This is a genomic window from Pseudomonas sp. WS 5532 (assembly GCF_012985445.1).
GTDB lineage: Bacteria > Pseudomonadota > Gammaproteobacteria > Pseudomonadales > Pseudomonadaceae > Aquipseudomonas > Aquipseudomonas edaphica.
The window spans coordinates 141217-161755 of record NZ_JAAQWK010000005.1 but is presented as its reverse complement, the minus strand read 5'-3'; the positions used below and the strand labels follow the sequence as shown (position 1 = coordinate 161755).

The window sequence follows — 20539 nt, the reverse complement described above, 5'->3', positions numbered from 1 at the left end:
GCAGGCAAGCCAGCTCCCACAGTTTGACCCTGTGTTGTCAGGGGGTTGGAGTCGAGCGGGTAACGATCGCCGCCACGTCCACCCCGCGCGGCAAGGTGCCGTACACGCGGCCGGACGACGCCCCCAGGCGGCTGGCGATAAACCCGTCACTGACCAGCGCATTCCCGGCCTCCAGCAACAGCTTGGCCTGCAACGCCACGGCAATGTCCTCGGTCAACTGCCGCGCGCGGTACTGGATGTCCTGAGTGTCCATAAACGCCGACTTCAGTTGCTCGATATGCCGCGCCAGTTGCTTATCGCCATGCCCATCGCCCAGTTCGACAAACAATGCCTCCAGCACGCCCGGTTCTTTGGACAATGCCCGCAGCACGTCCAAGCACTGCACATTGCCGGAACCTTCCCACGTCGAATTCACCGGCGCCTCACGGTAAAGACGCGGCAGGATACTGTCCTCGACATAACCGGCGCCGCCCATGCATTCGGCGGCCTCATTGATCATGGCCGGTGCGCGCTTGCAGATCCAATACTTGCCCACCGCCGTCACCAGCCGGGCGAATTTGGCTTCCTGTTCGTTATCCAGATGGTCCAGCGCCCGCCCCATGCGCATGCTCAAGGCCAGGGAGGCTTCGCTCTCCAGCGCCAGGTCGGCCAGCACGTTTTGCATCAACGGTTGTTCACTGAGCACGCGGCCGCCGACTGAGCGATGGGCGCAATGGTGGCTGGCCTGGGTCAACGCCTGGCGCATCAAGGCGCTGGAGCCGACCATGCAGTCGAAACGGGTCATGGCGACCATTTCGATAATGGTCGGCACGCCCCGGCCTTCTTCGCCAACCATCCAGGCCAGGGCGCCACGAAACTCCACTTCGCTGGAGGCGTTGGAGCAATTGCCGAGTTTGTTTTTCAGGCGCTGGATGTAGAACTGGTTGCGTGTGTCATCCGGGCGATGCCTTGGCAGCAGGAAACACGTCAGGCCTTTGTCAGTCTGCGCCAAGGTGAGGAACGCATCGCACATTGGCGCCGAGCAGAACCACTTGTGCCCTACCAGCTCATAGGCTTGGCCGGGGCCGCCGGCGCCCACGGGATAGGCACGGGTGGTGTTGGCGCGCACGTCGGTGCCGCCTTGCTTTTCGGTCATGGCCATGCCGATGGTGGCGCCGGCTTTGTGGGCGATGCCGACGTTGCGTGGGTCGTATTCGGTGTTGAGGATTTTCGGCAACCAGGTCTTCGCCAGGTCCGGTTGCAGGCGCAGGGCCGGGACGCAGGCGAAGGTCATGGTCAACGGGCAACCGCTGCCGGCTTCGGCCTGGCTGTGCAGGTAGGTCATGGCGGCGCGGGCCACATGGGCACCGGGCTGCGAATGCGCCCACGGCAGCGATGGCAGGCCATGCTCGACGGCGGTGCGCATGAGTTCATGATAGGCCGGATGAAATTCCACCAGGTCGATGCGATGGCCGTAGCGGTCATGGCTGTTGAACACCGGCTTGTTCTGATTCGCCAGGAACCCGGCCGCCATCAGCGGCCCACCGGCCAGCGCGCCGTACGCATCAATACGCGCCTGCGCCCAGCCGGCGCCAAAGCGGCGCGACCATTCTTGCAGGGGCAGGTCGATACGATAAAGGTTGGTGCCGTCCAGCGACGGCGGCTGGTTGGTGACGTCGTGGGTTTCGGCAAATTGATGCAGGTTCATGACGGGCCTCCTGGAAAATAGGCCACGTGCGGTTGAGGCCTGAATTTCAGTTAAGCACCGTCATCGGGCTTAAAAAAGTGGCATACCCGCCTATTGTTCGGCGCTTTCGCCCTCTAACGGGCACAACAGGTGCCGCTCCAGCACCGTTTGCAACGCCTCGAAACGTACGGGTTTGCTGAGGCGTTCGGTGATGCCGACCCCATGACAACGCTCTCGATCCGGGGCGTGCAGCGAGGTGCTCAGGGCAATTACCGGCAGCTCGCCGCAGCCGGGTAGCGCACGAATCTGACAGCACAACGAGAAGCCGCCCTCGGGTATATCCAGCAGCACCGCATCAAAGGTTTGGTCCTGAAAAAGCGCCAAGGCGGCCGGGCCGTTATCCACGGTTTTCACCCGATAACCCAGCTTGAGCAACATGCCGCGTACCGCCAATTGGCCGACACTGTTGTCGTCCACCAACAGCACCGTACATTCCTGGGGCGCTCGTTGCGCGTGGGGTTTGTGCGTTGCCGGCTTTGGCTCGGGCGGTACCGGGTTGACGCTCATGTCCAACTGGAAGCGGCTGCCCTTGCGGGGCTCGGAATGATGGGTCAGGCGCCCGCCGAGCAGTTCGATCAACTGCCGACAAATCGCCAGGCCGATGCCCAGGCCGCCGTATTCGCGCGTCATCGAACCGTCGACCTGGAAGAAGCGCTGATACAGCGTGGCCTCATCGAGGAAAGCGAAGCCGATGCCGCTGTCGGTCACAATGAAGCTCAGGCGCAGTTCGCCGTCACTGTGCGGCACACCCACCACGCGCAAGCGCACCGCACCTTCGTGGGTGAACTTGAAGGCATTGTCGAGCAGGCAATCCAGGCATTGGGTGAGTTTGCCGGCATCGCCAATCACCCGATCCGGCAGTTCATCGGCCACGTCGATAGAAAACTCCAGGCCTTTGCTGTGCGCGCTGGCGGTGAATTGCTGGCGCAAGGTGTCGAGCGTGCCCCGCAGGCTGAAGACCTGGGGATGGGCGGTGAGGCGCCCGGCCTGCAATTCGGTAAGGGTGAGAATGCCGTTGACCATGCGCATCATGTCCCGCGCAGAACCGGCGGCGGTTTGCTGGTACTGGGCAAGGTCGTCATCCAGCGGCACGGTCTGCATCAGCTCCAACGAGCCGATCACGCCATTCATTGGGGTACGAAGTTCGTGGGTCAGCGTGGCGAGGAATTCATCTTTGAGGCGGTTACTGCGCGCCAATTGCTGGTTGAGCACTTCAAGCTTCTGGCTGGCGTCGAACAGGATCTGCGCCTGCTGCTCACGCATGCCGTTGATGCGGTCCGCCAGGGCCAGGGACAACAGCGCCACTTCGATGGCCGAGCCGAGCTGGCTGGCGTACATGGTGAGGAACATATTGGGCAGGTAGCCCAACACCATCAGGGTGTTGACCACCCCGCCCAGCAGGAACGCCGACCAGGCGATGATGAAGTAACGCGCCATGCGCTGGCCGCAATACCAGGCCTTGATGGCGGCCACAAAGATGGTCACGGTAAACACCAGCGCCAAACCTGTGGCCAAACGCAGGGCCACGGCGTAGCTGGTCAGCAGCGCCAGCACCATGACCAACGCGCCAGCCGCTGCCAATGCCAGCAAAACCCGGTCAAGCCAGCGGCTGTGCTGCGCGGTGTGCAGGAAACTGCGCGCGAACAAGCTACCGAACAACGCCGCCGAACCGATCAGGAAAGGCACCGCCGCATTCGCCCACCATGGATTGTTCGGCCAGAAATATTCCACCGCCACGCCGTTGACCGAGAGCTGGTAGAGGCCGAACGAAGCGATATAGAGGATGTAAAAGAGGTAACTGGTGTCGCGCACGCTCAAGTAGATGAACAGGTTGTAGACCAGCATCCCCAGTAACACGCCGTAGATCGCCCCCAATACATACAGGCGCAGTGGCTGTTGCTCCAGGTAGGCGGTGGCAGACCATAGCGTCAGCGGTGCCTGGATCGAGCCTTGGCTTTGCAGGCGCAGGTACACGGTTTGCTGCTGGTCAGGCACGAAATTGAGCTTGAACAGGTAGTTGGCCTGGCGCACTTCACGGCTGGAAAACGCCAGGGTGCTGCCCGTGCGGGTAGTCAGGCGGTAATTGCCGGTGCTGTCGCGCTGGTACAGGTCCAGTTGGTTAAGCGGCGGGTACGCCAACTCCAGAAACCAGGTGCGCGGGGCGCGAGGATCAGTGGCGGTGTAATGCAGGTCGACCTTGAGCCAGAACACCGAGCGTGAATAGCCGGCGTTGAGGGTGGCTTTGTCATGGGGTTTGAACTGGGCGGCGAAGGCGGGAGTGCTGACATCGGCGATGGTGAGGGCGTCGGTTGGGTCTTCGAACACTTGCATGACGCGGCCCAGCGGCAGGCTTCGAGTATCCGGGTTGAACTCGATGGCACTGGCGAGCATCGGCAGCCCGCACAATAAAAAGATCAGCAAATAGCGCATAGAGCCCCAGCGTGGCCTGTCCGGTTATGTCAAAAGTCCCCCATTCCTTTTGAGTAGACGTATACCGGCGATACATTAAGTTGTTTGGATCCACTCTAGCATAGCCGCTAGAGGCCATTGGACACCATTGAAATAATTTTTTTAAAGGCTCTAGAACGGGCATCTCAAGCGCTTTCCGAATAAAAAACCAGCCAAGCCAAACCATAAACATAAGCGGGAAATTCGCCTCTCGCCCAACAGCCACGCCAAAAGCGTTTGGTGGTAAGCTCGCGCACCATGAATATCTACAGCTCTCGCCCCGTTGTCCTCTGTCTCTCCGGCCACGACCCCAGTGGTGGCGCCGGCTTGCAGGCAGATATCGAAGCCCTGCTTGCACAAGGCTGTCATGCGGCCCCGGCCGTCACTGCCTTGACCGTGCAGAACACTGTCAATGTCAGCGATTTTCGCGTGCTCGACCGCGAGTGGGTACTGGCCCAGGCCAATGCCGTGCTGAGCGACTCCGAAGTGACGGCGGTGAAGCTCGGCATGCTCGGTTCCACCGCGATGGTCGACACCGTGGTCGAACTGCTGCAGGCGCACCCGCACCTGCCGGTGGTCTGCGACCCGGTGCTGCGCGCCGGTGGCGGCGGCAGCCTGGGCAAGGACGAAGTCGGTTATGCCATGCGTGAGCGGCTGTTGCCACTGTCGCTGATCGCTACGCCGAACTTGCCGGAAGCGCGCATCCTCGCCGAATTGCCCGAGGGCACGGCGGACGAATGCGCCGAGAAGCTGCTGCCGTTTGTAAAGCATCTGCTGATCACCGGCGGCCACGGCGACGAGCATGAAGTGCACAACCGCCTGTACAGCCGCGACGGCACGCGCCAGACCTTTACCTGCCAGCGCCTGCCCGGCAGCTATCACGGCTCGGGGTGCACGCTTGCCAGCGCCTTGGCCGGCCGGATCGCCCAGGGCGAAGGCTTGGCCAGCGCGGTGCAATCGGCGCTCAACTACACTTGGCGCACCCTGCGTGACGCCGAACAACTCGGCCAGGGCCAGTTTGTGCCGCGCCGTCTGCCGCTGGATTTCTGCTCTTAACCGCACAAGAGGCCTGCTCGATGAAACTACGTGGCCTTTACGCCATTACCGACAGCCAACTGTTGGCCGGCAAATTCCTCGCCTACGTCGAAGCAGCACTGGACGGTGGCGTAACCCTGTTGCAGTACCGCGACAAAAGCAGCGACGAAGCCCGGCGCCTGCGTGAGGCCGAGAAACTGCGCGAGCTGTGCTCACGCTACAAGACCCAGTTGATCATCAACGATGACGCCGAATTGGCCGCGCGCCTGGGCGTCGGCGTACACCTGGGCCAAACCGACGGCCCACTGACCCCGGCCCGTGCACTGCTCGGCTCCAAAGCCATCATCGGCGCCACCTGCCACAGCCAGATCGAACTGGCCGAGCAGGCCGCCAAGGAAGGCGCGAGCTACGTCGCCTTCGGCCGCTTTTTCAATTCCAACACCAAGCCTGGCGCGCCGGCCGCCACGCTCGACATGCTGGCCCAGGCCCGCACGCGTCTGCAGTTGCCGATCTGCGTGATCGGTGGCGTCACCCTGGAGAACGCCGCCCCCCTGGTGGCCCACGGTGCCGACCTGCTCGCCGTGGTACACGGCCTGTTCGGTGCCGACAGCACCCAGGAAGTCACGCGCCGCGCCCGCGCCTTCAACGACCTTCTTAAAGTTTAAGTGTAGAGAGCCCGATCATGTCCCGTTCCGAAACCCTGTTTGCCAATGCCCAGAAACACATCCCGGGCGGTGTGAACTCCCCCGTGCGTGCGTTCAAGAGCGTCGGCGGCACACCGTTGTTCTTCAAGCATGCCGAAGGCGCCTACGTCACCGACGAAGATGACAAGCGCTACGTTGACTACGTAGGTTCCTGGGGGCCGATGATCCTCGGCCACAGCCACCCGGACGTGCTCGACGCGGTGCGTCAGCAGCTGCAACACGGCCTGTCCTATGGCGCGCCGACCGCCATGGAAACCGAGATGGCGGACCTGGTGTGCTCAATCGTGCCATCGATGGAAATGGTGCGCATGGTCAGTTCCGGCACCGAAGCCACCATGAGCGCAATCCGCCTGGCCCGTGGTTTCACCGGCCGCGACAGCATCATCAAGTTCGAAGGCTGCTACCACGGCCACTCCGACAGCCTGCTGGTAAAAGCCGGCTCCGGCCTGCTGACCCAAGGCGTGCCAAGCTCGGCGGGTGTGCCGGCCGCGTTTGCCAAACACACCCTGACCCTGCCGTTCAACGACATCGCTGCCGTTGAGCAGATGCTCAGCGAAGTCGGCCAGGACGTGGCGTGCATCATCGTCGAGCCGGTAGCCGGCAACATGAACTGCGTGCCACCGGCACCGGGTTTTCTGGAAGGTTTGCGTGAGCAGTGCGACAAGCACGGCGTGGTGCTGATTTTCGACGAAGTGATGACCGGCTTCCGCGTAGCCCTCGGCGGCGCCCAGGCTTACTACGGCGTCACGCCGGACCTGAGCACCTTCGGCAAGATCATCGGTGGCGGCATGCCCGTGGGCTGCTTCGGCGGCAAGCGCGAAATCATGCAGCACATCGCGCCGCTTGGCCCGGTGTATCAGGCGGGCACCTTGTCAGGTAACCCATTGGCCATGGCGGCCGGCCTGACCACCCTGCGCCTGATCAGCCGCCCGGGTTTCCACGCCGAGCTGACCGACTACACCACACGCCTGCTCGATGGCCTGCAACAGCGCGCCGATGCGGCGGGTATCCCGTTCGTGACCACACAAGCAGGTGGCATGTTCGGCCTGTACTTCAGCGGCGCCGACGATATCGTTACCTTTGATGACGTGATGGGCAGCGATGCCGACCTGTTCAAGCGCTTCTTCCACTTGATGCTCGAAGGCGGCGTTTACCTGGCACCGAGCGCTTTTGAAGCGGGTTTCACCTCGATCGCCCATGGCGAAGCCGAGTTGAAATTGACCCTGGATGCTGCCGAGCGCGCTTTTGCCGCCCTGAAGCAAGCCCTGAAGTAAGGGACACACACATCTGACGTTGCCCCTCGCAGCGTCAGATTTGCTACTTTGCCTACAGAGATTTCCTGCATTTTTCGAGAAATCACCTGCAATCCGGCAGATAACTTGCCTACGCAGCAGAAAAACGAGTAAAGACTTTGTAAGCAGGGGCCTGCTTATTTCATAATGCGCGCTTATTGGACCCCCGAGGGTCCGCGTGCCCCGTCAGAGGTAAGTCGATTCCCATGAAACGCACCGGCCGCACCCTGGTTCTGGGCTGCCTGTTGCTCCTTCAGCCGCTGCTGGCACATGCCCAGGCAGGCGGCAACTCGTTGTTAATCCCAGCGATGGGTCGTTGCACCCTCAATACCCAGCCAGACAGCCAGGCCGAAGCCCTGAGCGCGTGCCAGAAACAGGCCGACGGTGGGGATGCGCAGGCGCAATACGAGTTGGGCGAGTACTTCCACGACGACAAAAACCCGGCCCGCGACCTCAACAAAGCCCTGAGCTACTTCGAAAAGGCTTCGTTGCAGGGCCACGCCCAGGCGCAATTCCAACTGGGTAACATGTTCTTCAAAGGCGAAGGTGTGCCGGCCAATAACGTCCAGGCCTACATCGTGCTGAAAATGGCAGCGGTCAACGGTGCCGAAGACGCGCTGGACACGGCCGACGAAGTCGCCGAGCACATGCAGCGTGATGAACTGGAAGTGGCCACCCAGGTGCTGGGCCAGATCTTCCGCAATTACCTGCAGGAATTGCAGAGTGCCGACGGGCGTTCACCCTTCTCGCCCCTGCCCTGATTTCAGCTAAGCCCCCCTACCGCTATCGCAGGCAAGCCAGCTCCCACAAGGAAATGCATTCCAAATGTGGGAGCTGGCTTGCCTGCGATAGCTTGACTCGGTCTAACGCCTTACTTCTCAGGCATCGGCATCGGAAACGGCATCACATTGCTGGTGCCACGCGCTTCGCTGATCTTCGGCGTGCCCAGGCGCTCGACTTCATCAATGCGCACAATCGAATGCATCGGCACAAAGCTGCGCACCACGCCTTCAAACTGCGCCTTGAGTTTTTCTTCGCCCGGGTCGACGACCAATTGGGTGCGCTCGCCAAAGACGAACTCTTCCACTTCCAGGAAGCCCCACAGATCACTTTGATAGATCTGCTTGGCGTACATTTCGAACACCTGGCCCTGGTTGAGGAAAATCACCTTGTAGATTGGAGCTTCACGTTTGGTCATGGTGGGCGAACAACACATCGGGGATATAAAAGAGGGCGCGAACTATAGCATGGCACCCGATGCACAGCGCTAGGAACCAATGGGCATGCCCCCTATAATGCGCGGTTCTTTACCACCAGTTGACGATTCCCATGGCCAAGAAGCTTTACATCGAAACCCACGGTTGCCAGATGAACGAGTACGACAGCTCGCGCATGGTCGATCTGCTGGGCGAACACCAGGCCCTGGAAGTCACCGCCCGCGCCGAAGATGCCGACGTAATCCTGCTCAATACCTGCTCGATCCGCGAGCGTGCCCAGGACCGTGTGTACTCCCAGCTGGGCCGCTGGCGTGAATTGAAACTGGCCAACCCGGACATGGTGATCGCCGTCGGCGGCTGCGTGGCCAGCCAGGAAGGCGCCGCGATCCGCGACCGCGCCCCCTATGTCGACGTGGTTTTCGGCCCGCAAACCCTGCACCGCCTGCCGGAAATGATCGACGCCGCACGCATCACCAAGCTGCCGCAGGTGGACGTGTCGTTCCCCGAAATCGAAAAATTCGACCATTTGCCCGAACCGCGCATCGACGGGCCGAGTGCCTATGTGTCAGTCATGGAAGGCTGCAGCAAGTACTGCACCTTCTGCGTGGTGCCCTACACCCGTGGCGAAGAAGTCAGCCGGCCGTTTGACGACGTGCTGTCGGAAATTATCCACTTGGCCGAAAACGGCGTGCGCGAAGTGACCTTGCTGGGCCAGAACGTCAACGGCTATCGCGGCCAGACCCACGACGGGCGCCTGGCCGACCTCGCGGAGTTGATCCGCGTGGTGGCAGCGGTGGACGGCATCGAGCGTATTCGCTACACCACCTCGCACCCGCTGGAGTTCTCCGACAGCCTGATCCAGGCACACGCCGAGGTGCCGGAGCTGGTCAAGCACCTGCATTTGCCGGTGCAGTCGGGTTCGGACCGCATTCTGGCGGCCATGAAGCGCAACCACACCGCCCTGGAGTACAAATCCAAGCTGCGTAAATTGCGCGCCGCCGTGCCGGGCATCTGCATCAGTTCGGACTTCATCGTCGGCTTCCCTGGCGAGACCGAGAAAGATTTCGAGCAGACCATGAAGCTGATCGAAGACGTCGGCTTCGACTTCTCGTATTCGTTCGTCTACAGCCAGCGTCCAGGCACGCCGGCAGCGGACTTGGCGGATGACACGCCGGAATCGCTGAAAAAAGAGCGCTTGAACGCGCTGCAACATCGCCTGAACCAGCAAGGTTTCGAGATCAGCCGACAAATGGTCGGTTCGATCCAGCGCATCCTGGTCACCGACTACTCGAAAAAAGACCCGGGCGAATTGCAAGGGCGTACCGAGAACAACCGGATCGTCAACTTCCGCTGCGACAACCCAACTCTGATCGGCCAGTTTGCCGATGTGCACATCGATGCGGCGCAACCGCACTCGCTGCGTGGGTCGCTGATCAACTGACCTCAAGACATATGAGGATCAAATGTGGGAGCTGGCTTACCAGCTCCCACAGTGGATCTTCATGGTTCTTGAGATTGAGCCAGCCTATATAAGTGCTTTCGCACGCCGAGCGCTGGCGTTATCCTCTCTTTCACCTAAACAGCCAAAGGGCGGCTAAAAGCAACCTTGAACGCACCCATAGCAGAACCCCATCGTTTTCTCCTCGAGCCGTTTGAGGCTCGCCGTTTCGCCAACCTGTGCGGACAGTTCGACGAGCACCTGCGCCTGATCGAACAACGCCTGAGCATCGAGATCCGCAACCGCGGCAATCAGTTCGAGCTTATTGGTGAACCCCAGCACACCACGTCTGCAGAAAACCTGCTGCGCCGCCTCTACCGCGAAACCAAGGGTAGTGAGCTGTCGCCGGAGACCGTGCACCTGTATCTGCAGGAATCCGCCGTGGAAGACTTGGCCAACAACCCGGTGGCCGAAGCCAGCGTGGCCCTGCGCACCAAAAAAGGCATGATTCGCCCACGCGGCTTGAATCAGCAGCGCTACGTCAAGGAAATCCTCGGTAACGATATCAACTTCGGCATCGGCCCCGCCGGTACCGGCAAGACCTACCTGGCCGTGGCCTGTGCGGTCGACGCCCTGGAGCGCGAGCAAGTGCGGCGCATCCTGCTGGTGCGCCCGGCGGTCGAGGCTGGCGAGAAGCTTGGCTTCCTGCCCGGCGACCTGGCCCAGAAGATCGACCCGTACCTGCGCCCGCTCTACGACGCGCTGTACGAGATGCTCGGCTTTGAATACGTGGCCAAGTTGATTGAGCGCCAGGTGATCGAGATCGCCCCGCTGGCCTACATGCGTGGTCGCACCTTGAACAACAGCTTCATCATCCTCGACGAAAGCCAGAACACCACGGTCGAACAGATGAAAATGTTCCTCACCCGTATCGGTTTCGGCTCCACCGCCGTGATCACCGGCGACGTCACCCAGGTCGACCTGCCCAAGGGCACCAAGTCCGGCCTGGCCCAGGTGATTGACGTGCTCAAGGACGTACCAGGTATCAGCTTCACGCATTTCATGCCCAAAGACGTGGTTCGTCATCCGCTGGTGCAGCGCATTGTCGAGGCCTACGAGCGCTTTGAGCACCGCGATGACGTACCCGCCAAGGACGTGCGCCGCGATGCTTGAGCTAGACCTGCAACTGGCCACCGAAGCGCCCGCCCCCAGCGAAGCGCAGTTCCGTCAATGGTGCGCCCTGGCCCTGCGCCAGCGCACCGCCGACTCGGAACTGACCATCCGCCTGGTGGACGAGCCCGAAGGCCGTGAACTGAATCACACCTGGCGCCAAAAGGATTACGCGACCAACGTGCTGTCCTTTCCCGCCGACGTGCCGGATGAGTTACTGGATATCCCGTTACTGGGCGACCTGGTGATCTGCGTCGAAGTGGTGGAGCGCGAGGCGAAGGAACAAGGCAAGGAACTTGAGGCCCACTGGGCCCATCTAGTCATCCACGGCTGCTTGCATCTCTTGGGTTACGACCATATAGACGATGACGAAGCCTGCGAAATGGAAACACTGGAACAAACGTTGCTTGCTGAACTGGGTCACCCTGATCCGTATGCAGACGACGAAAACTGAAACTACACATAACTGACACAACAAAGGATTTAGAGTAATCGCTATGAGCGAAGACCGATCGAGCAACGGGCAGAAGTCATGGCTGGGTAAACTGACCCAGGCTTTTGCCCACGAGCCGAAAAACCGCCAGGAGCTGCTGGAGCTGCTGCGCGAGGCCCATCAGAACAAGTTGCTGGACAGCGAAGCGCTGGCCATCGTCGAAGGCGCCATCCAGGTGGCTGACCTGCAGGTTCGGGACATCATGGTCCCGCGTTCGCAGATGATCAGCATCAAGGCGACCCAGACCCCACGGGAATTCCTCCCGGCCGTGATCGACTCGGCGCACTCGCGCTACCCGGTGATCGGTGAAAGCCATGACGACGTCATGGGCGTCCTGCTGGCCAAGGACCTGCTGCCGCTGATCCTCAAGGAGAACGGCGACAGCTTCAACATCAAGGACCTGCTGCGCCCGGCCACCTTCGTGCCTGAATCCAAGCGCCTGAATGTGCTGCTGCGCGAGTTCCGCGCCAACCACAATCACATGGCCATTGTGATCGACGAATACGGCGGCGTGGCTGGTCTTGTGACCATCGAAGACGTGCTCGAGCAAATCGTCGGCGACATCGAAGACGAGCACGACGTCGAAGAAGACAGCTACATCAAGCCGCTGCCCAGCGGTGATTTCCTGATCAAGGCGCTCACGCCGATCGAGAACTTCAACGAGTTCTTCGACAGCGAATTCTCCGACGATGAATTCGACACCGTGGGCGGCTTGGTGATGAGTGCGTTCGGGCACCTGCCAAAACGTAACGAAACCACCGAGATTGGCGCTTATCGCTTTCGCATTCTGAATGCGGATAGCCGTCGTATCCACTTGATCCGCCTGACTCCGATTGCCCGCTAAGGAAGGGGTGGGGCATCAGCTATTTCCTGTGTCGCGTTGCCCCTGAGAGCGGGCCAGGCAAGGCGCAGGCCGCAGGGAATGGCGTTCCCTTTTCAAGGCCTGCAACGCAGCATGGCCCGCTCTCAGGGGCAACCCGAAGGGCCGGGCCTGCTGCGGCACAGGGCTGCGTTACTCGTCGTTCATTTGGAAAAACCAAACCACACTCCTCGCGCCTTGCCCTGTGCCGCAGCAGGCCCGGCGCGACACAGGAAATAGCTGATGACCCACCCCTACATGCGCCGTCTGATTGCACCCGGCTGGCCCGGTAACCTGCTGGCCGTGGTGGCCGGCGCCATCACTACTCTGGCGCTGGCGCCCTTCGATCTGTGGCCATTTGCGCTACTGGCCGTCGGGCTGTTCTATGTGGGCCTGCGCGAGCTGACGCCACGTCAGGCCCTGGGCCGTGGCTGGTGTTTCGGTTTTGGCCTGTTTGGCGCCGGCACCAGTTGGATCTACTACAGCATCCACCACTTCGGCGGCGCTTCGGTGTTGCTGGCTGGCTTTTTGATGCTGTTGTTTACCGCCGCGATTGCCTGGTTCTTCGCCCTGCCCGCTTGGCTGTGGGCACGCTGGCTGCGTCGCAATGAGGCGCCGCTGGCCGATGCGCTGACCTTTGCGGCGCTGTGGGTTGGCCAGGAAGCGTTTCGTGGTTGGTTCCTGACCGGTTTCCCTTGGTTGTACTCCGGTTACAGCCAACTCGATGGCCCGCTCACCGGCCTTGCGCCACTGGGCGGCATGTGGCTGATCTCCTTTGCCCTGGCGCTGACGGCGGCCGTGCTGTGCAACCTGCCGCGCCTGCTGGCAAGCAAGCGCAACGGCTTCATCGGCGCAGGCTTGGTGTTGTTGGTTGCACCCTGGGCCATCGGCCTGGCGCTCAAGCATCATGCCTGGACCTCGCCCTCGGGCGCCCCACTGACGGTGGCGGCGATCCAGGGTAATGTCGAACAGAGCATGAAATGGGACCCCGCGCAGATCGACGCGCAGTTGGCGCTGTACCGCGACATGAGTTTCAGCTCCAAGCCGGTAGACCTGCTGGTATGGCCGGAAACCGCGGTGCCGGTGCTCAAAGAGTCAGTCGAAGGCTACCTGGGCATGATGGGCAAGTTTGCCGCCGACCGGCACTCCGCGCTGATCACCGGTGTACCGATTCGCCAGGAAGTGCACCACCAGAAGCGCTACTTCAACGGCATCACGGTGGTGGGTGAAGGTGATGGCACTTACCTCAAGCAAAAACTGGTGCCTTTTGGTGAATACGTGCCGTTGCAAGACATGCTGCGCGGGCTGATCGCCTTCTTCGATTTGCCAATGTCGGACTTCGCCCGCGGCCCGTCCGATCAGGCGATGCTGCAGGCCAAGGGCTATCAGATTGCGCCGTTCATTTGCTATGAAGTGGTGTACCCGGAATTCGCCGCAGGCCTGTCGGCCCAGAGCGATTTGCTGCTGACCATCAGCAACGACACCTGGTTCGGCCGCTCCATCGGCCCGCTGCAACACCTGCAAATGGCGCAGATGCGTGCATTGGAGGCTGGCCGTTGGATGATCCGCGCCACTAACAATGGGGTGACTGGTTTGATCAACCCATTTGGGCAGATTACCGCGCAGATCCCGCAGTTCGAGCGTGGGATTCTCTACGGCGAAGTGGTGCCGATGCATAACCTGACGCCGTACCTGCAATGGCGCTCGTGGCCGTTGATCATTGTGTGCCTGGGCTTGTTCGGCTGGGCGCTGCTGGCGGGCCGGATGTCTAAAACCGTCTAACGAACGGCATAAAACCAATGTGGGAGCTGGCTTGTGTGGGAGCGGGCTTGCTCGCGAAAGCGGTGTGTCAGTCAACATATCGTCAACTGACACACCGCTTTCGCGAGCAAGCCCGCTCCCACATGAACCGCTTTCCACATTTGAAATTGCGGCGTTATCGGTAAAACACCCGATACCCCACCTGCCCCACCGCCTCATTGATCAACTGCCCGCTGCGCCACACTGACACAAACTCGGGCATCCAGCCGCCCAGCGGTCGCGCATTGTCTACGCCCAAAAAGCCCACCGGCCCTGGCACTACCGTAAAACCGGCCTTCTCGAAGCTCCACACGGCACGCGGCATATGCCAGGCCTGGGTCACCACCACCACGCGCTTGATGCCTTGCGGCAACAGGATTTCGGCGCTCATCTGCGCGTTTTCCCAGGTGGTGCGGCTGCGCTCTTCTTTCCAACGCACGGTGACGCCAAAGTCATCCTGCATCGACACCGCCATCAGCTCAGCCTCACTGGGAGGCGTGCCGTAGTGCAAGCCGCCGCTGGTCAGCACCGGCAAGCCGGAGGCCTTGGCCAGACGCGCAGCATAACGCTGGCGCTCAAGCCCAGTACCGGTGGGTTGATCGGAGCCCCACGCGGGGTCACCGCGCTCACGCCCCGACCCCAGCACCACAATCGCGTCAGCGCGCTGGGCCAGCGTCGCCCATTCTTCACGGGCCAACGGCGGCTCGGTCTCCAGGGCATGCGCGCCCCATTGCACCATCACCGGCAGGCTGATCAACCACAGCCCCCCGAACCCCACGGCAAAGCAGCATCCGGCCAGGCGCGGGCGACTTTTACGCAACCACCAGGCAAGCGCCAGCAGCAGCAAAAAGAGGCCGGGCGGCAAGAGCAATTGTTTAATGAAATAACGAAAAGGCATCGGGCATCTCCAAAGATGCCCGAAGCCTAGATGCAACGGGGTTTAGCGACAATCTTTACCAACCTGTTTCGAGAACGACTCAAAGGATAACGCGGTGCTCCACGTTTACCGTGCGACCCGACGCTTATCGGGACCGCGACCAGCAGACACATCTTTCAGCCAGATCACCTTGGCCGAACGCAAAGGCTCTTGGGCGGGCGGGGCAGCCCGTTCCTGAGAGGCACGGTGGTGATTCAATTCCAGGTAGCACTTGATCAATTCAAGTTCAGCCTGGCTCAAGCCTCGCAACTCCAGCTCCAGAGGCCGCTCATCACGCAATCGGCCTGCGGTTCTTGCGGCATCCAATGCCCGACCCAAACGGTCGATCAGTCCTTCATACAATTGCGGTTTCATTAAAGTTCGCTGCGATTCAACCATCCCCTCACCTCATTGAAGATAAGACTCACTCCCCAATAAACAGCGTAGTCCCCATGGCTGCGCCTGCCTCGCGCCGCGACAGACGGCCCTCGCCGCGCAATCAGGGTTTCCCTCGATAGAGTGGGGTCATGTATGCTACGGCGCTTCCTGTAACTCCACTTCCCGCAGGGTTTGGGCACGGACGCGCCGCTTTTTGGTGTCGATCAACCTGAATGTTGTACCGAAGAGGATTAGGCCACCCCTATTCAGTTCAAAAGTAGCCATGCACGAACAATATCAGCCCCGTGAAATAGAAAATGCCGCCCAAACCTTCTGGGACGAGCAAAAGTCCTTTGAAGTCAGTGAACAGCCAGGCAAGGAGACTTACTACTGCCTATCGATGTTCCCTTACCCCAGCGGCAAGCTACACATGGGGCACGTGCGTAACTACACCATCGGCGACGTAATTTCCCGCTACCAGCGCATGCTCGGCAAAAACGTCCTGCAACCTATGGGTTGGGACGCCTTCGGCATGCCGGCGGAAAACGCCGCGATGAAAAACAACGTGGCGCCCGCCAAGTGGACCTACGAAAACATCGCCTACATGAAAACCCAGCTGCGCAGCCTGGGCCTGGCGGTGGACTGGTCCCGCGAAGTGACCACCTGCAAGCCCGATTACTACCGCTGGGAACAGTGGCTGTTCACGCGCCTGTTCGAAAAAGGCGTGATCTACCGTAAAAACGGCACCGTGAACTGGGACCCGATCGACCAGACCGTACTGGCCAACGAGCAGGTCATCGACGGTCGCGGTTGGCGTTCCGGCGCGGTGATCGAAAAGCGCCAGATCCCGATGTACTACTTCAAGATCACGGCCTACGCCGATGAACTCTTGTCGAGCCTCGATGACATGCCGGGCTGGCCTGAGCAGGTCAAGACCATGCAGCGCAACTGGATCGGCAAATCCAAAGGCATGGAAGTGCAGTTCCCGTACAACGTCGACTCGATCGGCGAAACGGGCGCACTCAAAGTCTTCACCACCCGCCCCGATACCCTGATGGGCGCGACTTACGTCGCCGTGGCCGCCGAGCACCCGCTGGCCACCCAGGCTGCACAGAACAACCCAGAGCTTTCGGCGTTCATCGCTGAATGCAAAGGCGGCAGCGTGGCCGAAGCCGACGTTGCCACCCAAGAGAAAAAAGGCCTGCCAACCGGCCTGTTCGTCGAGCACCCACTGACGGGCGAAAAACTGCCGGTGTGGGTCGCCAACTACGTGCTGATGCACTACGGCGATGGCGCAGTCATGGCTGTGCCGGCCCACGACGAGCGCGATTTCGAGTTCGCCACCAAGTACAGCCTGCCGATCAAGTCGGTCGTGCGTACCAGCTCGGGTGATACCAACCCGGCCCCGTGGCAAGACGCCTACGGCGAACACGGTACGCTGATCAACTCCGGTGAGTTCGATGGCCTGGACTTCCAGGGTGCCTTCGACGCCATCGAAGTTGCCTTGATCAAAAAGAACCTCGGTGCCTCGCGCACCCAGTTCCGCCTGCGCGACTGGGGCATCAGCCGCCAGCGCTACTGGGGCTGCCCGATCCCGATCATCCACTGCGAAACCTGCGGTGACGTGCCAGTGCCGGAAGACCAGTTGCCGGTGGTACTGCCCGAAGACGTGGTGCCGGATGGCGCCGGTTCGCCATTGGCGCGCATGCCTGAGTTCTACGAGTGCACGTGCCCTAAATGCGGCGCACCTGCCAAGCGTGAAACCGACACCATGGACACCTTCGTCGAGTCCTCGTGGTACTACGCCCGCTACGCCTCGCCACACTATGAAGGCGGCCTGGTAGAAAAATCAGCAGCCGACCACTGGTTGCCGGTGGATCAATACATCGGCGGCATCGAACACGCGATTCTTCACCTGCTCTACGCGCGCTTCTTCCACAAGCTGATGCGCGACGAAGGCCTGGTGAGCTCCGATGAGCCGTTCAAGAACCTGCTGACCCAAGGCATGGTGATCGCCGAGACTTACTATCGCCGCGAAGCCAATGGCGCCTACACCTGGTTCAACCCGGCGGACGTCGAGCTTGAGCGTGACAGCAAAGCCAAGGTCATCAGCGCCACGCTGAAATTCGACGGCCTGCCGGTGGAAATCGGTGGCACCGAGAAGATGGCCAAGTCCAAGAACAACGGCGTCGACCCACAGTCGATGATCGATCAGTTCGGCGCCGATACCTGCCGCCTGTTCATGATGTTCGCCTCGCCGCCCGACATGAGCGCCGAATGGTCCGACTCCGGCGTTGAAGGCTCGCACCGCTTCCTCAAGCGCGTCTGGCGCCTGGCGCACGCCCATGTCAGCCAGGGTTTACCGGGCAAACTGGACGTGGCGTCGTTGAGCGATGAGCAAAAAGCCATTCGCCGCAGCACCCACCTGGCCATCCGCCAGGCCAGCCAGGACGTGGGCCAGAACCACAAGTTCAACACCGCCATCGCTCAGGTGATGACACTGATGAACGTGCTGGAAAAAGCCCCGCAAGCCACCGAACAGGACCGCGCGCTGGTACAGGAAGGCCTGGAAGCTGTGGTGTTGCTGCTGGCGCCAATCACGCCGCACATCAGCCATGAACTGTGGAGCCGCCTGGGCCACAGCGACGCGGTCATCGATGCGCGCTGGCCGGTGCAGGATGACAGCGCGCTGGTACAGGACACATTGCAACTGGTTATCCAGGTTAACGGTAAACTGCGCGGCCAGATCGACATGCCTGCCAGCGCCAGCCGTGAAGACGTGGAAGCCGCAGCGCGCATCAACGAAAATGTGCTGCGCTTTACCGAAGGCCTGACGATCCGCAAAGTGATCGTAGTGCCGGGCAAACTGGTCAACATCGTCGCCAGCTAATCGGATCGGGCGCAGGGCTTGAGCCCTGCGCCGAACTAAACCTTTAAGGCCTCGATAAGGCCCACATGGTTTCAAGGGGAGCAACAAAATGATCAAACGCAATTTGCTGGTGATGGGCCTCGCTGTGCTGCTGAGCGCTTGCGGCTTCCAGCTGCGTGGCACCGCCACCAATGAACTGAGCATCAAGGAACTGGACGTCAGCGCACGCAACGCCTACGGCGAGACCGTGACCCAGCTGCGCCAGGCCCTGGAAAGCAGCGGTGTACGCGTCGGTTCCGGCGCGACTTACAAACTGAATCTGGTGGACGAGAAAGAAACCCAGCGTAACCTCAGCTACGCCAGTGCCGGCCGTGCGTCGGACATTGAGCTGAGCACCCTGGTCGTCTATGAACTGCAAGGCCGCGACCACCTGCCATTGATGGGTGACAAGGTTGAAGTGCAGAAAGTCGTGAGCCACGACGGTAACAACCTGGTGGGCTCGGACTCGGAGATCATCCAGGTTCGCAAGGAAATGCGTCGTGAGGTGATCCAGCGTCTGATGATTCGTCTGCAACAGCTGACGCCAGAGAAACTGGCCGCCTTGCAACTGACCGCCGACAACAAGGCCAAGGCTGACGCCGATGCCCTGAAAGCTGCGCAAGAATACGAAGACAACACGCCGAAACAATCGCCTGCCGAAGTCCCTGTCGAGTAAGCCAGACGGGGCGCCCCTGGCGCCCCGTTCGCCCCGCCTATGAAACTTGCCCCCGCCCAACTCGCCAAGCACCTGCAAGGTGGCCTTGCGCCTGTCTATATCGTCAGCGGTGATGACCCGCTGCTGTGCCAGGAAGCGGCCGACGCGATTCGCACCGCCGCACGTCAGCAAGGCTTCGATGAACGCCAGGTGTTCAGCGCCGACGCCAGTTTCGACTGGGGCACGCTGCTGCAAGCCGGTGCGAGCATGTCGTTGTTCGCCGAGAAACGCCTGCTGGAACTGCGCCTGCCTTCAGGCAAGCCGGGTGACAAGGGCGCGGCGGCGTTGATGGAATACTGCTCACGCCCCGCTGAGGACACGGTACTGCTGATCAGCTTGCCCAAGCTTGATGGCAGCGCGCAGAAAACCAAGTGGGGCAAGGCGCTGGTAGAAGGCCCGCAAACCCAGTTCATCCAGATCTGGCCAGTAGACAGCAACCAGTTGCCGCAATGGATACGTCAGCGCCTGTCGCAATCAGGGCTGTCGGCAACGCAAGATGCCGTCGAGCTCATCGCCGCCAGGGTCGAGGGCAACCTGCTTGCCGCCGCCCAGGAAATCGAAAAGCTCAAGCTGATGGCCGAAGACGGGCAGATCACCGTCGAAACCGTCCAGGGCGCGGTGGCTGATAGCGCGCGCTTTGATGTGTTCGGGTTGGTGGACGCGATTCTCAATGGCGAACCCGCCCACGCCCTGCGCATGCTCGAAGGCTTGCGCGGTGAAGGTGTGGAACCGCCGGTGATTCTGTGGGCGCTGGCTCGAGAGTTGCGAGTGCTGGCCAATATTGCCCTGCAATACAGCCAAGGCACGCCGCTGGACAAATGCTTCAGCCAGGCCAGGCCGCCGGTGTGGGACAAGCGCAAACCCCTGATGAGCAAAGCCCTGCAACGCCACTCGGCGCAACGCTGGGCGCAGCTGTTGTTGGAAGCGCAACGCATCGACGCGCAGATCAAAGGCCAGGCGGCAGGTTCGCCGTGGATGAGCCTGAGCCGTTTGTCACTGTTGATGTCTGGCCAACGCCTGACACTCCCCGCTGAATAACCCCACTGCCCCCTGTGGGAGCTGGCTTGCCTGCGATAGCGGTGTGTCAGCCACTACATTTTTGCTGATGGACCGCTATCGCAGGCAAGCAGCTCCCACATTGACCGTGCCCACTTGAATAGGTGAAACCACCTACACATCGCAGGGCTTTACAGCCGCGCCACTTCGGCAGATGATTTGCACCGCTTCACCCCACCTCAAGCCCCCCACCTCGAGAGAGTACCGACCATGAGCAAAAAGCCATCCAAGCATGGCCCCAACAAAGCCAAATCCATCATCGCCCAGCCACTGTTCCGCAGCCGTCAGGAACGCGCCGGCAAGGGCAAAGGCAGCTACCGCCGCGAAGCCTTCCAGTCTAATAGCTGGGAGGCTTCTTACTTTCTGGCTGCCTGAAGGCAAGCG

Annotated in this window: 18 protein-coding genes; 13 read left to right on the top strand and 5 right to left on the bottom strand. The window is 61.1% G+C overall.

All coding sequences use genetic code 11. The features are described from left to right. Window positions 1–37: 37 nt before the first annotated feature. Both HBO23_RS11305 and HBO23_RS11300 read right to left on the bottom strand, forming a co-directional pair. Entirely contained in the window at window positions 38–1687 is a 1650-nt protein-coding gene (locus tag HBO23_RS11305) for an acyl-CoA dehydrogenase family protein (RefSeq protein ID WP_017136073.1), read from the bottom strand. Window positions 1688–1777: 90 nt separating this feature from the next. Further along, window positions 1778–4156 carry a hybrid sensor histidine kinase/response regulator gene (locus HBO23_RS11300; RefSeq protein WP_017136072.1) on the bottom strand — a complete coding sequence of 793 codons (2379 nt, stop codon included), beginning with the start codon at window positions 4154–4156 and terminating at the stop codon, window positions 1778–1780. Between the two features lie 276 nt (window positions 4157–4432). Here HBO23_RS11300 and HBO23_RS11295 point away from each other — a divergent pair, with 276 nt between their 5' ends. From HBO23_RS11295 to HBO23_RS11280, 4 genes are all read left to right on the top strand, one after another. Then, on the top strand, window positions 4433–5230 hold the full coding sequence (locus HBO23_RS11295) for a hydroxymethylpyrimidine/phosphomethylpyrimidine kinase (protein ID WP_017136071.1): 798 nt from the start codon (window positions 4433–4435) through the stop codon (window positions 5228–5230). 20 nt (window positions 5231–5250) lie between these two features. Further along, window positions 5251–5874, top strand: a complete 624-nt coding sequence (gene thiE, locus HBO23_RS11290) for a thiamine phosphate synthase (protein ID WP_017136070.1) — start codon at window positions 5251–5253, stop codon at window positions 5872–5874. 17 nt (window positions 5875–5891) lie between these two features. Next, window positions 5892–7187: a glutamate-1-semialdehyde 2,1-aminomutase gene (gene hemL, locus HBO23_RS11285; RefSeq protein WP_169987373.1), complete on the top strand. Its 1296-nt coding sequence runs from the start codon at window positions 5892–5894 to the stop codon at window positions 7185–7187. 224 nt (window positions 7188–7411) lie between these two features. Further along, the gene (locus HBO23_RS11280) at window positions 7412–7966 is read left to right on the top strand and encodes a tetratricopeptide repeat protein (protein WP_017136068.1); all 555 of its coding nucleotides are present in this window, start codon (window positions 7412–7414) and stop codon (window positions 7964–7966) included. A 110-nt stretch (window positions 7967–8076) separates the two neighbouring features. Here the strand turns inward: HBO23_RS11280 and HBO23_RS11275 are convergent, their stop codons facing one another. Further along, window positions 8077–8403, bottom strand: a complete 327-nt coding sequence (locus HBO23_RS11275) for a DUF1820 family protein (protein WP_003194436.1) — start codon at window positions 8401–8403, stop codon at window positions 8077–8079. Between the two features lie 131 nt (window positions 8404–8534). Here HBO23_RS11275 and miaB point away from each other — a divergent pair, with 131 nt between their 5' ends. The 5 genes from miaB to lnt all read left to right on the top strand — a co-directional run bounded on the left by miaB (window position 8535) and on the right by lnt (window position 14164). Then, window positions 8535–9863, top strand: coding sequence for a tRNA (N6-isopentenyl adenosine(37)-C2)-methylthiotransferase MiaB (miaB, locus tag HBO23_RS11270; protein WP_017136067.1), 1329 nt, complete (start codon window positions 8535–8537; stop codon window positions 9861–9863). A gap of 165 nt (window positions 9864–10028) precedes the next feature. Further along, window positions 10029–11033 carry a PhoH family protein gene (locus tag HBO23_RS11265; protein ID WP_170038078.1) on the top strand — a complete coding sequence of 335 codons (1005 nt, stop codon included), beginning with the start codon at window positions 10029–10031 and terminating at the stop codon, window positions 11031–11033. Next, window positions 11026–11484, top strand: coding sequence for an rRNA maturation RNase YbeY (gene ybeY, locus HBO23_RS11260; RefSeq protein ID WP_056861975.1), 459 nt, complete (start codon window positions 11026–11028; stop codon window positions 11482–11484). Before HBO23_RS11265 ends, ybeY begins: the two co-directional genes overlap by 8 nt. A 43-nt stretch (window positions 11485–11527) precedes the next feature. Further along, complete coding sequence (locus HBO23_RS11255) at window positions 11528–12367, top strand: HlyC/CorC family transporter (protein WP_010206772.1); 840 nt, start codon at window positions 11528–11530, stop codon at window positions 12365–12367. 273 nt (window positions 12368–12640) lie between these two features. Then, a complete protein-coding gene (gene lnt / locus HBO23_RS11250; RefSeq protein ID WP_026013602.1) occupies window positions 12641–14164 on the top strand; it encodes an apolipoprotein N-acyltransferase in 1524 nt (507 codons plus the stop codon). Window positions 14165–14318: 154 nt separating this feature from the next. On the opposite strand, the gene HBO23_RS11245 is transcribed toward lnt, so the two are convergent. Together HBO23_RS11245 and HBO23_RS11240 are read right to left on the bottom strand one after the other, a co-directional pair. Beyond that, a complete protein-coding gene (locus HBO23_RS11245) occupies window positions 14319–15080 on the bottom strand; it encodes a YdcF family protein (RefSeq protein ID WP_099547592.1) in 762 nt (253 codons plus the stop codon). A 105-nt stretch (window positions 15081–15185) separates the two neighbouring features. Then, window positions 15186–15497, bottom strand: a complete 312-nt coding sequence (locus HBO23_RS11240) for a hypothetical protein (protein WP_017136061.1) — start codon at window positions 15495–15497, stop codon at window positions 15186–15188. 262 nt (window positions 15498–15759) lie between these two features. Here HBO23_RS11240 and leuS point away from each other — a divergent pair, with 262 nt between their 5' ends. From leuS to arfA, 4 genes are all read left to right on the top strand, one after another. After that, window positions 15760–18366: a leucine--tRNA ligase gene (leuS, locus tag HBO23_RS11235; protein WP_170038076.1), complete on the top strand. Its 2607-nt coding sequence runs from the start codon at window positions 15760–15762 to the stop codon at window positions 18364–18366. Between the two features lie 88 nt (window positions 18367–18454). Further along, window positions 18455–19060: an LPS assembly lipoprotein LptE gene (lptE, locus tag HBO23_RS11230; protein ID WP_099547591.1), complete on the top strand. Its 606-nt coding sequence runs from the start codon at window positions 18455–18457 to the stop codon at window positions 19058–19060. A 39-nt stretch (window positions 19061–19099) separates the two neighbouring features. Beyond that, a complete protein-coding gene (gene holA, locus HBO23_RS11225) occupies window positions 19100–20137 on the top strand; it encodes a DNA polymerase III subunit delta (protein ID WP_017136058.1) in 1038 nt (345 codons plus the stop codon). A 228-nt stretch (window positions 20138–20365) separates the two neighbouring features. Further along, a complete protein-coding gene (gene arfA / locus HBO23_RS11220) occupies window positions 20366–20530 on the top strand; it encodes an alternative ribosome rescue factor ArfA (RefSeq protein ID WP_003176285.1) in 165 nt (54 codons plus the stop codon). The last annotated feature ends 9 nt before the right edge of the window (window positions 20531–20539 follow it).

Bases quoted from the DNA above. Each gene is read 5' to 3' on its own strand.
- HBO23_RS11305 (WP_017136073.1), bottom strand. From the start codon at position 1,687: ATGAACCTGCATCAATTTGCCGAAACCCACGACGTCACCAACCAGCCG.
- HBO23_RS11300 (WP_017136072.1), bottom strand. From the start codon at position 4,156: ATGCGCTATTTGCTGATCTTTTTATTGTGCGGGCTGCCGATGCTCGCC.
- HBO23_RS11295 (WP_017136071.1), top strand. From the start codon at position 4,433: ATGAATATCTACAGCTCTCGCCCCGTTGTCCTCTGTCTCTCCGGCCAC.
- thiE (WP_017136070.1), top strand. From the start codon at position 5,251: ATGAAACTACGTGGCCTTTACGCCATTACCGACAGCCAACTGTTGGCC.
- hemL (WP_169987373.1), top strand. From the start codon at position 5,892: ATGTCCCGTTCCGAAACCCTGTTTGCCAATGCCCAGAAACACATCCCG.
- HBO23_RS11280 (WP_017136068.1), top strand. From the start codon at position 7,412: ATGAAACGCACCGGCCGCACCCTGGTTCTGGGCTGCCTGTTGCTCCTT.
- HBO23_RS11275 (WP_003194436.1), bottom strand. From the start codon at position 8,403: ATGACCAAACGTGAAGCTCCAATCTACAAGGTGATTTTCCTCAACCAG.
- miaB (WP_017136067.1), top strand. From the start codon at position 8,535: ATGGCCAAGAAGCTTTACATCGAAACCCACGGTTGCCAGATGAACGAG.
- ybeY (WP_056861975.1), top strand. From the start codon at position 11,026: ATGCTTGAGCTAGACCTGCAACTGGCCACCGAAGCGCCCGCCCCCAGC.
- HBO23_RS11255 (WP_010206772.1), top strand. From the start codon at position 11,528: ATGAGCGAAGACCGATCGAGCAACGGGCAGAAGTCATGGCTGGGTAAA.
- lnt (WP_026013602.1), top strand. From the start codon at position 12,641: ATGCGCCGTCTGATTGCACCCGGCTGGCCCGGTAACCTGCTGGCCGTG.
- HBO23_RS11245 (WP_099547592.1), bottom strand. From the start codon at position 15,080: ATGCCTTTTCGTTATTTCATTAAACAATTGCTCTTGCCGCCCGGCCTC.
- HBO23_RS11240 (WP_017136061.1), bottom strand. From the start codon at position 15,497: ATGGTTGAATCGCAGCGAACTTTAATGAAACCGCAATTGTATGAAGGA.
- leuS (WP_170038076.1), top strand. From the start codon at position 15,760: ATGCACGAACAATATCAGCCCCGTGAAATAGAAAATGCCGCCCAAACC.
- lptE (WP_099547591.1), top strand. From the start codon at position 18,455: ATGATCAAACGCAATTTGCTGGTGATGGGCCTCGCTGTGCTGCTGAGC.
- holA (WP_017136058.1), top strand. From the start codon at position 19,100: ATGAAACTTGCCCCCGCCCAACTCGCCAAGCACCTGCAAGGTGGCCTT.
- arfA (WP_003176285.1), top strand. From the start codon at position 20,366: ATGAGCAAAAAGCCATCCAAGCATGGCCCCAACAAAGCCAAATCCATC.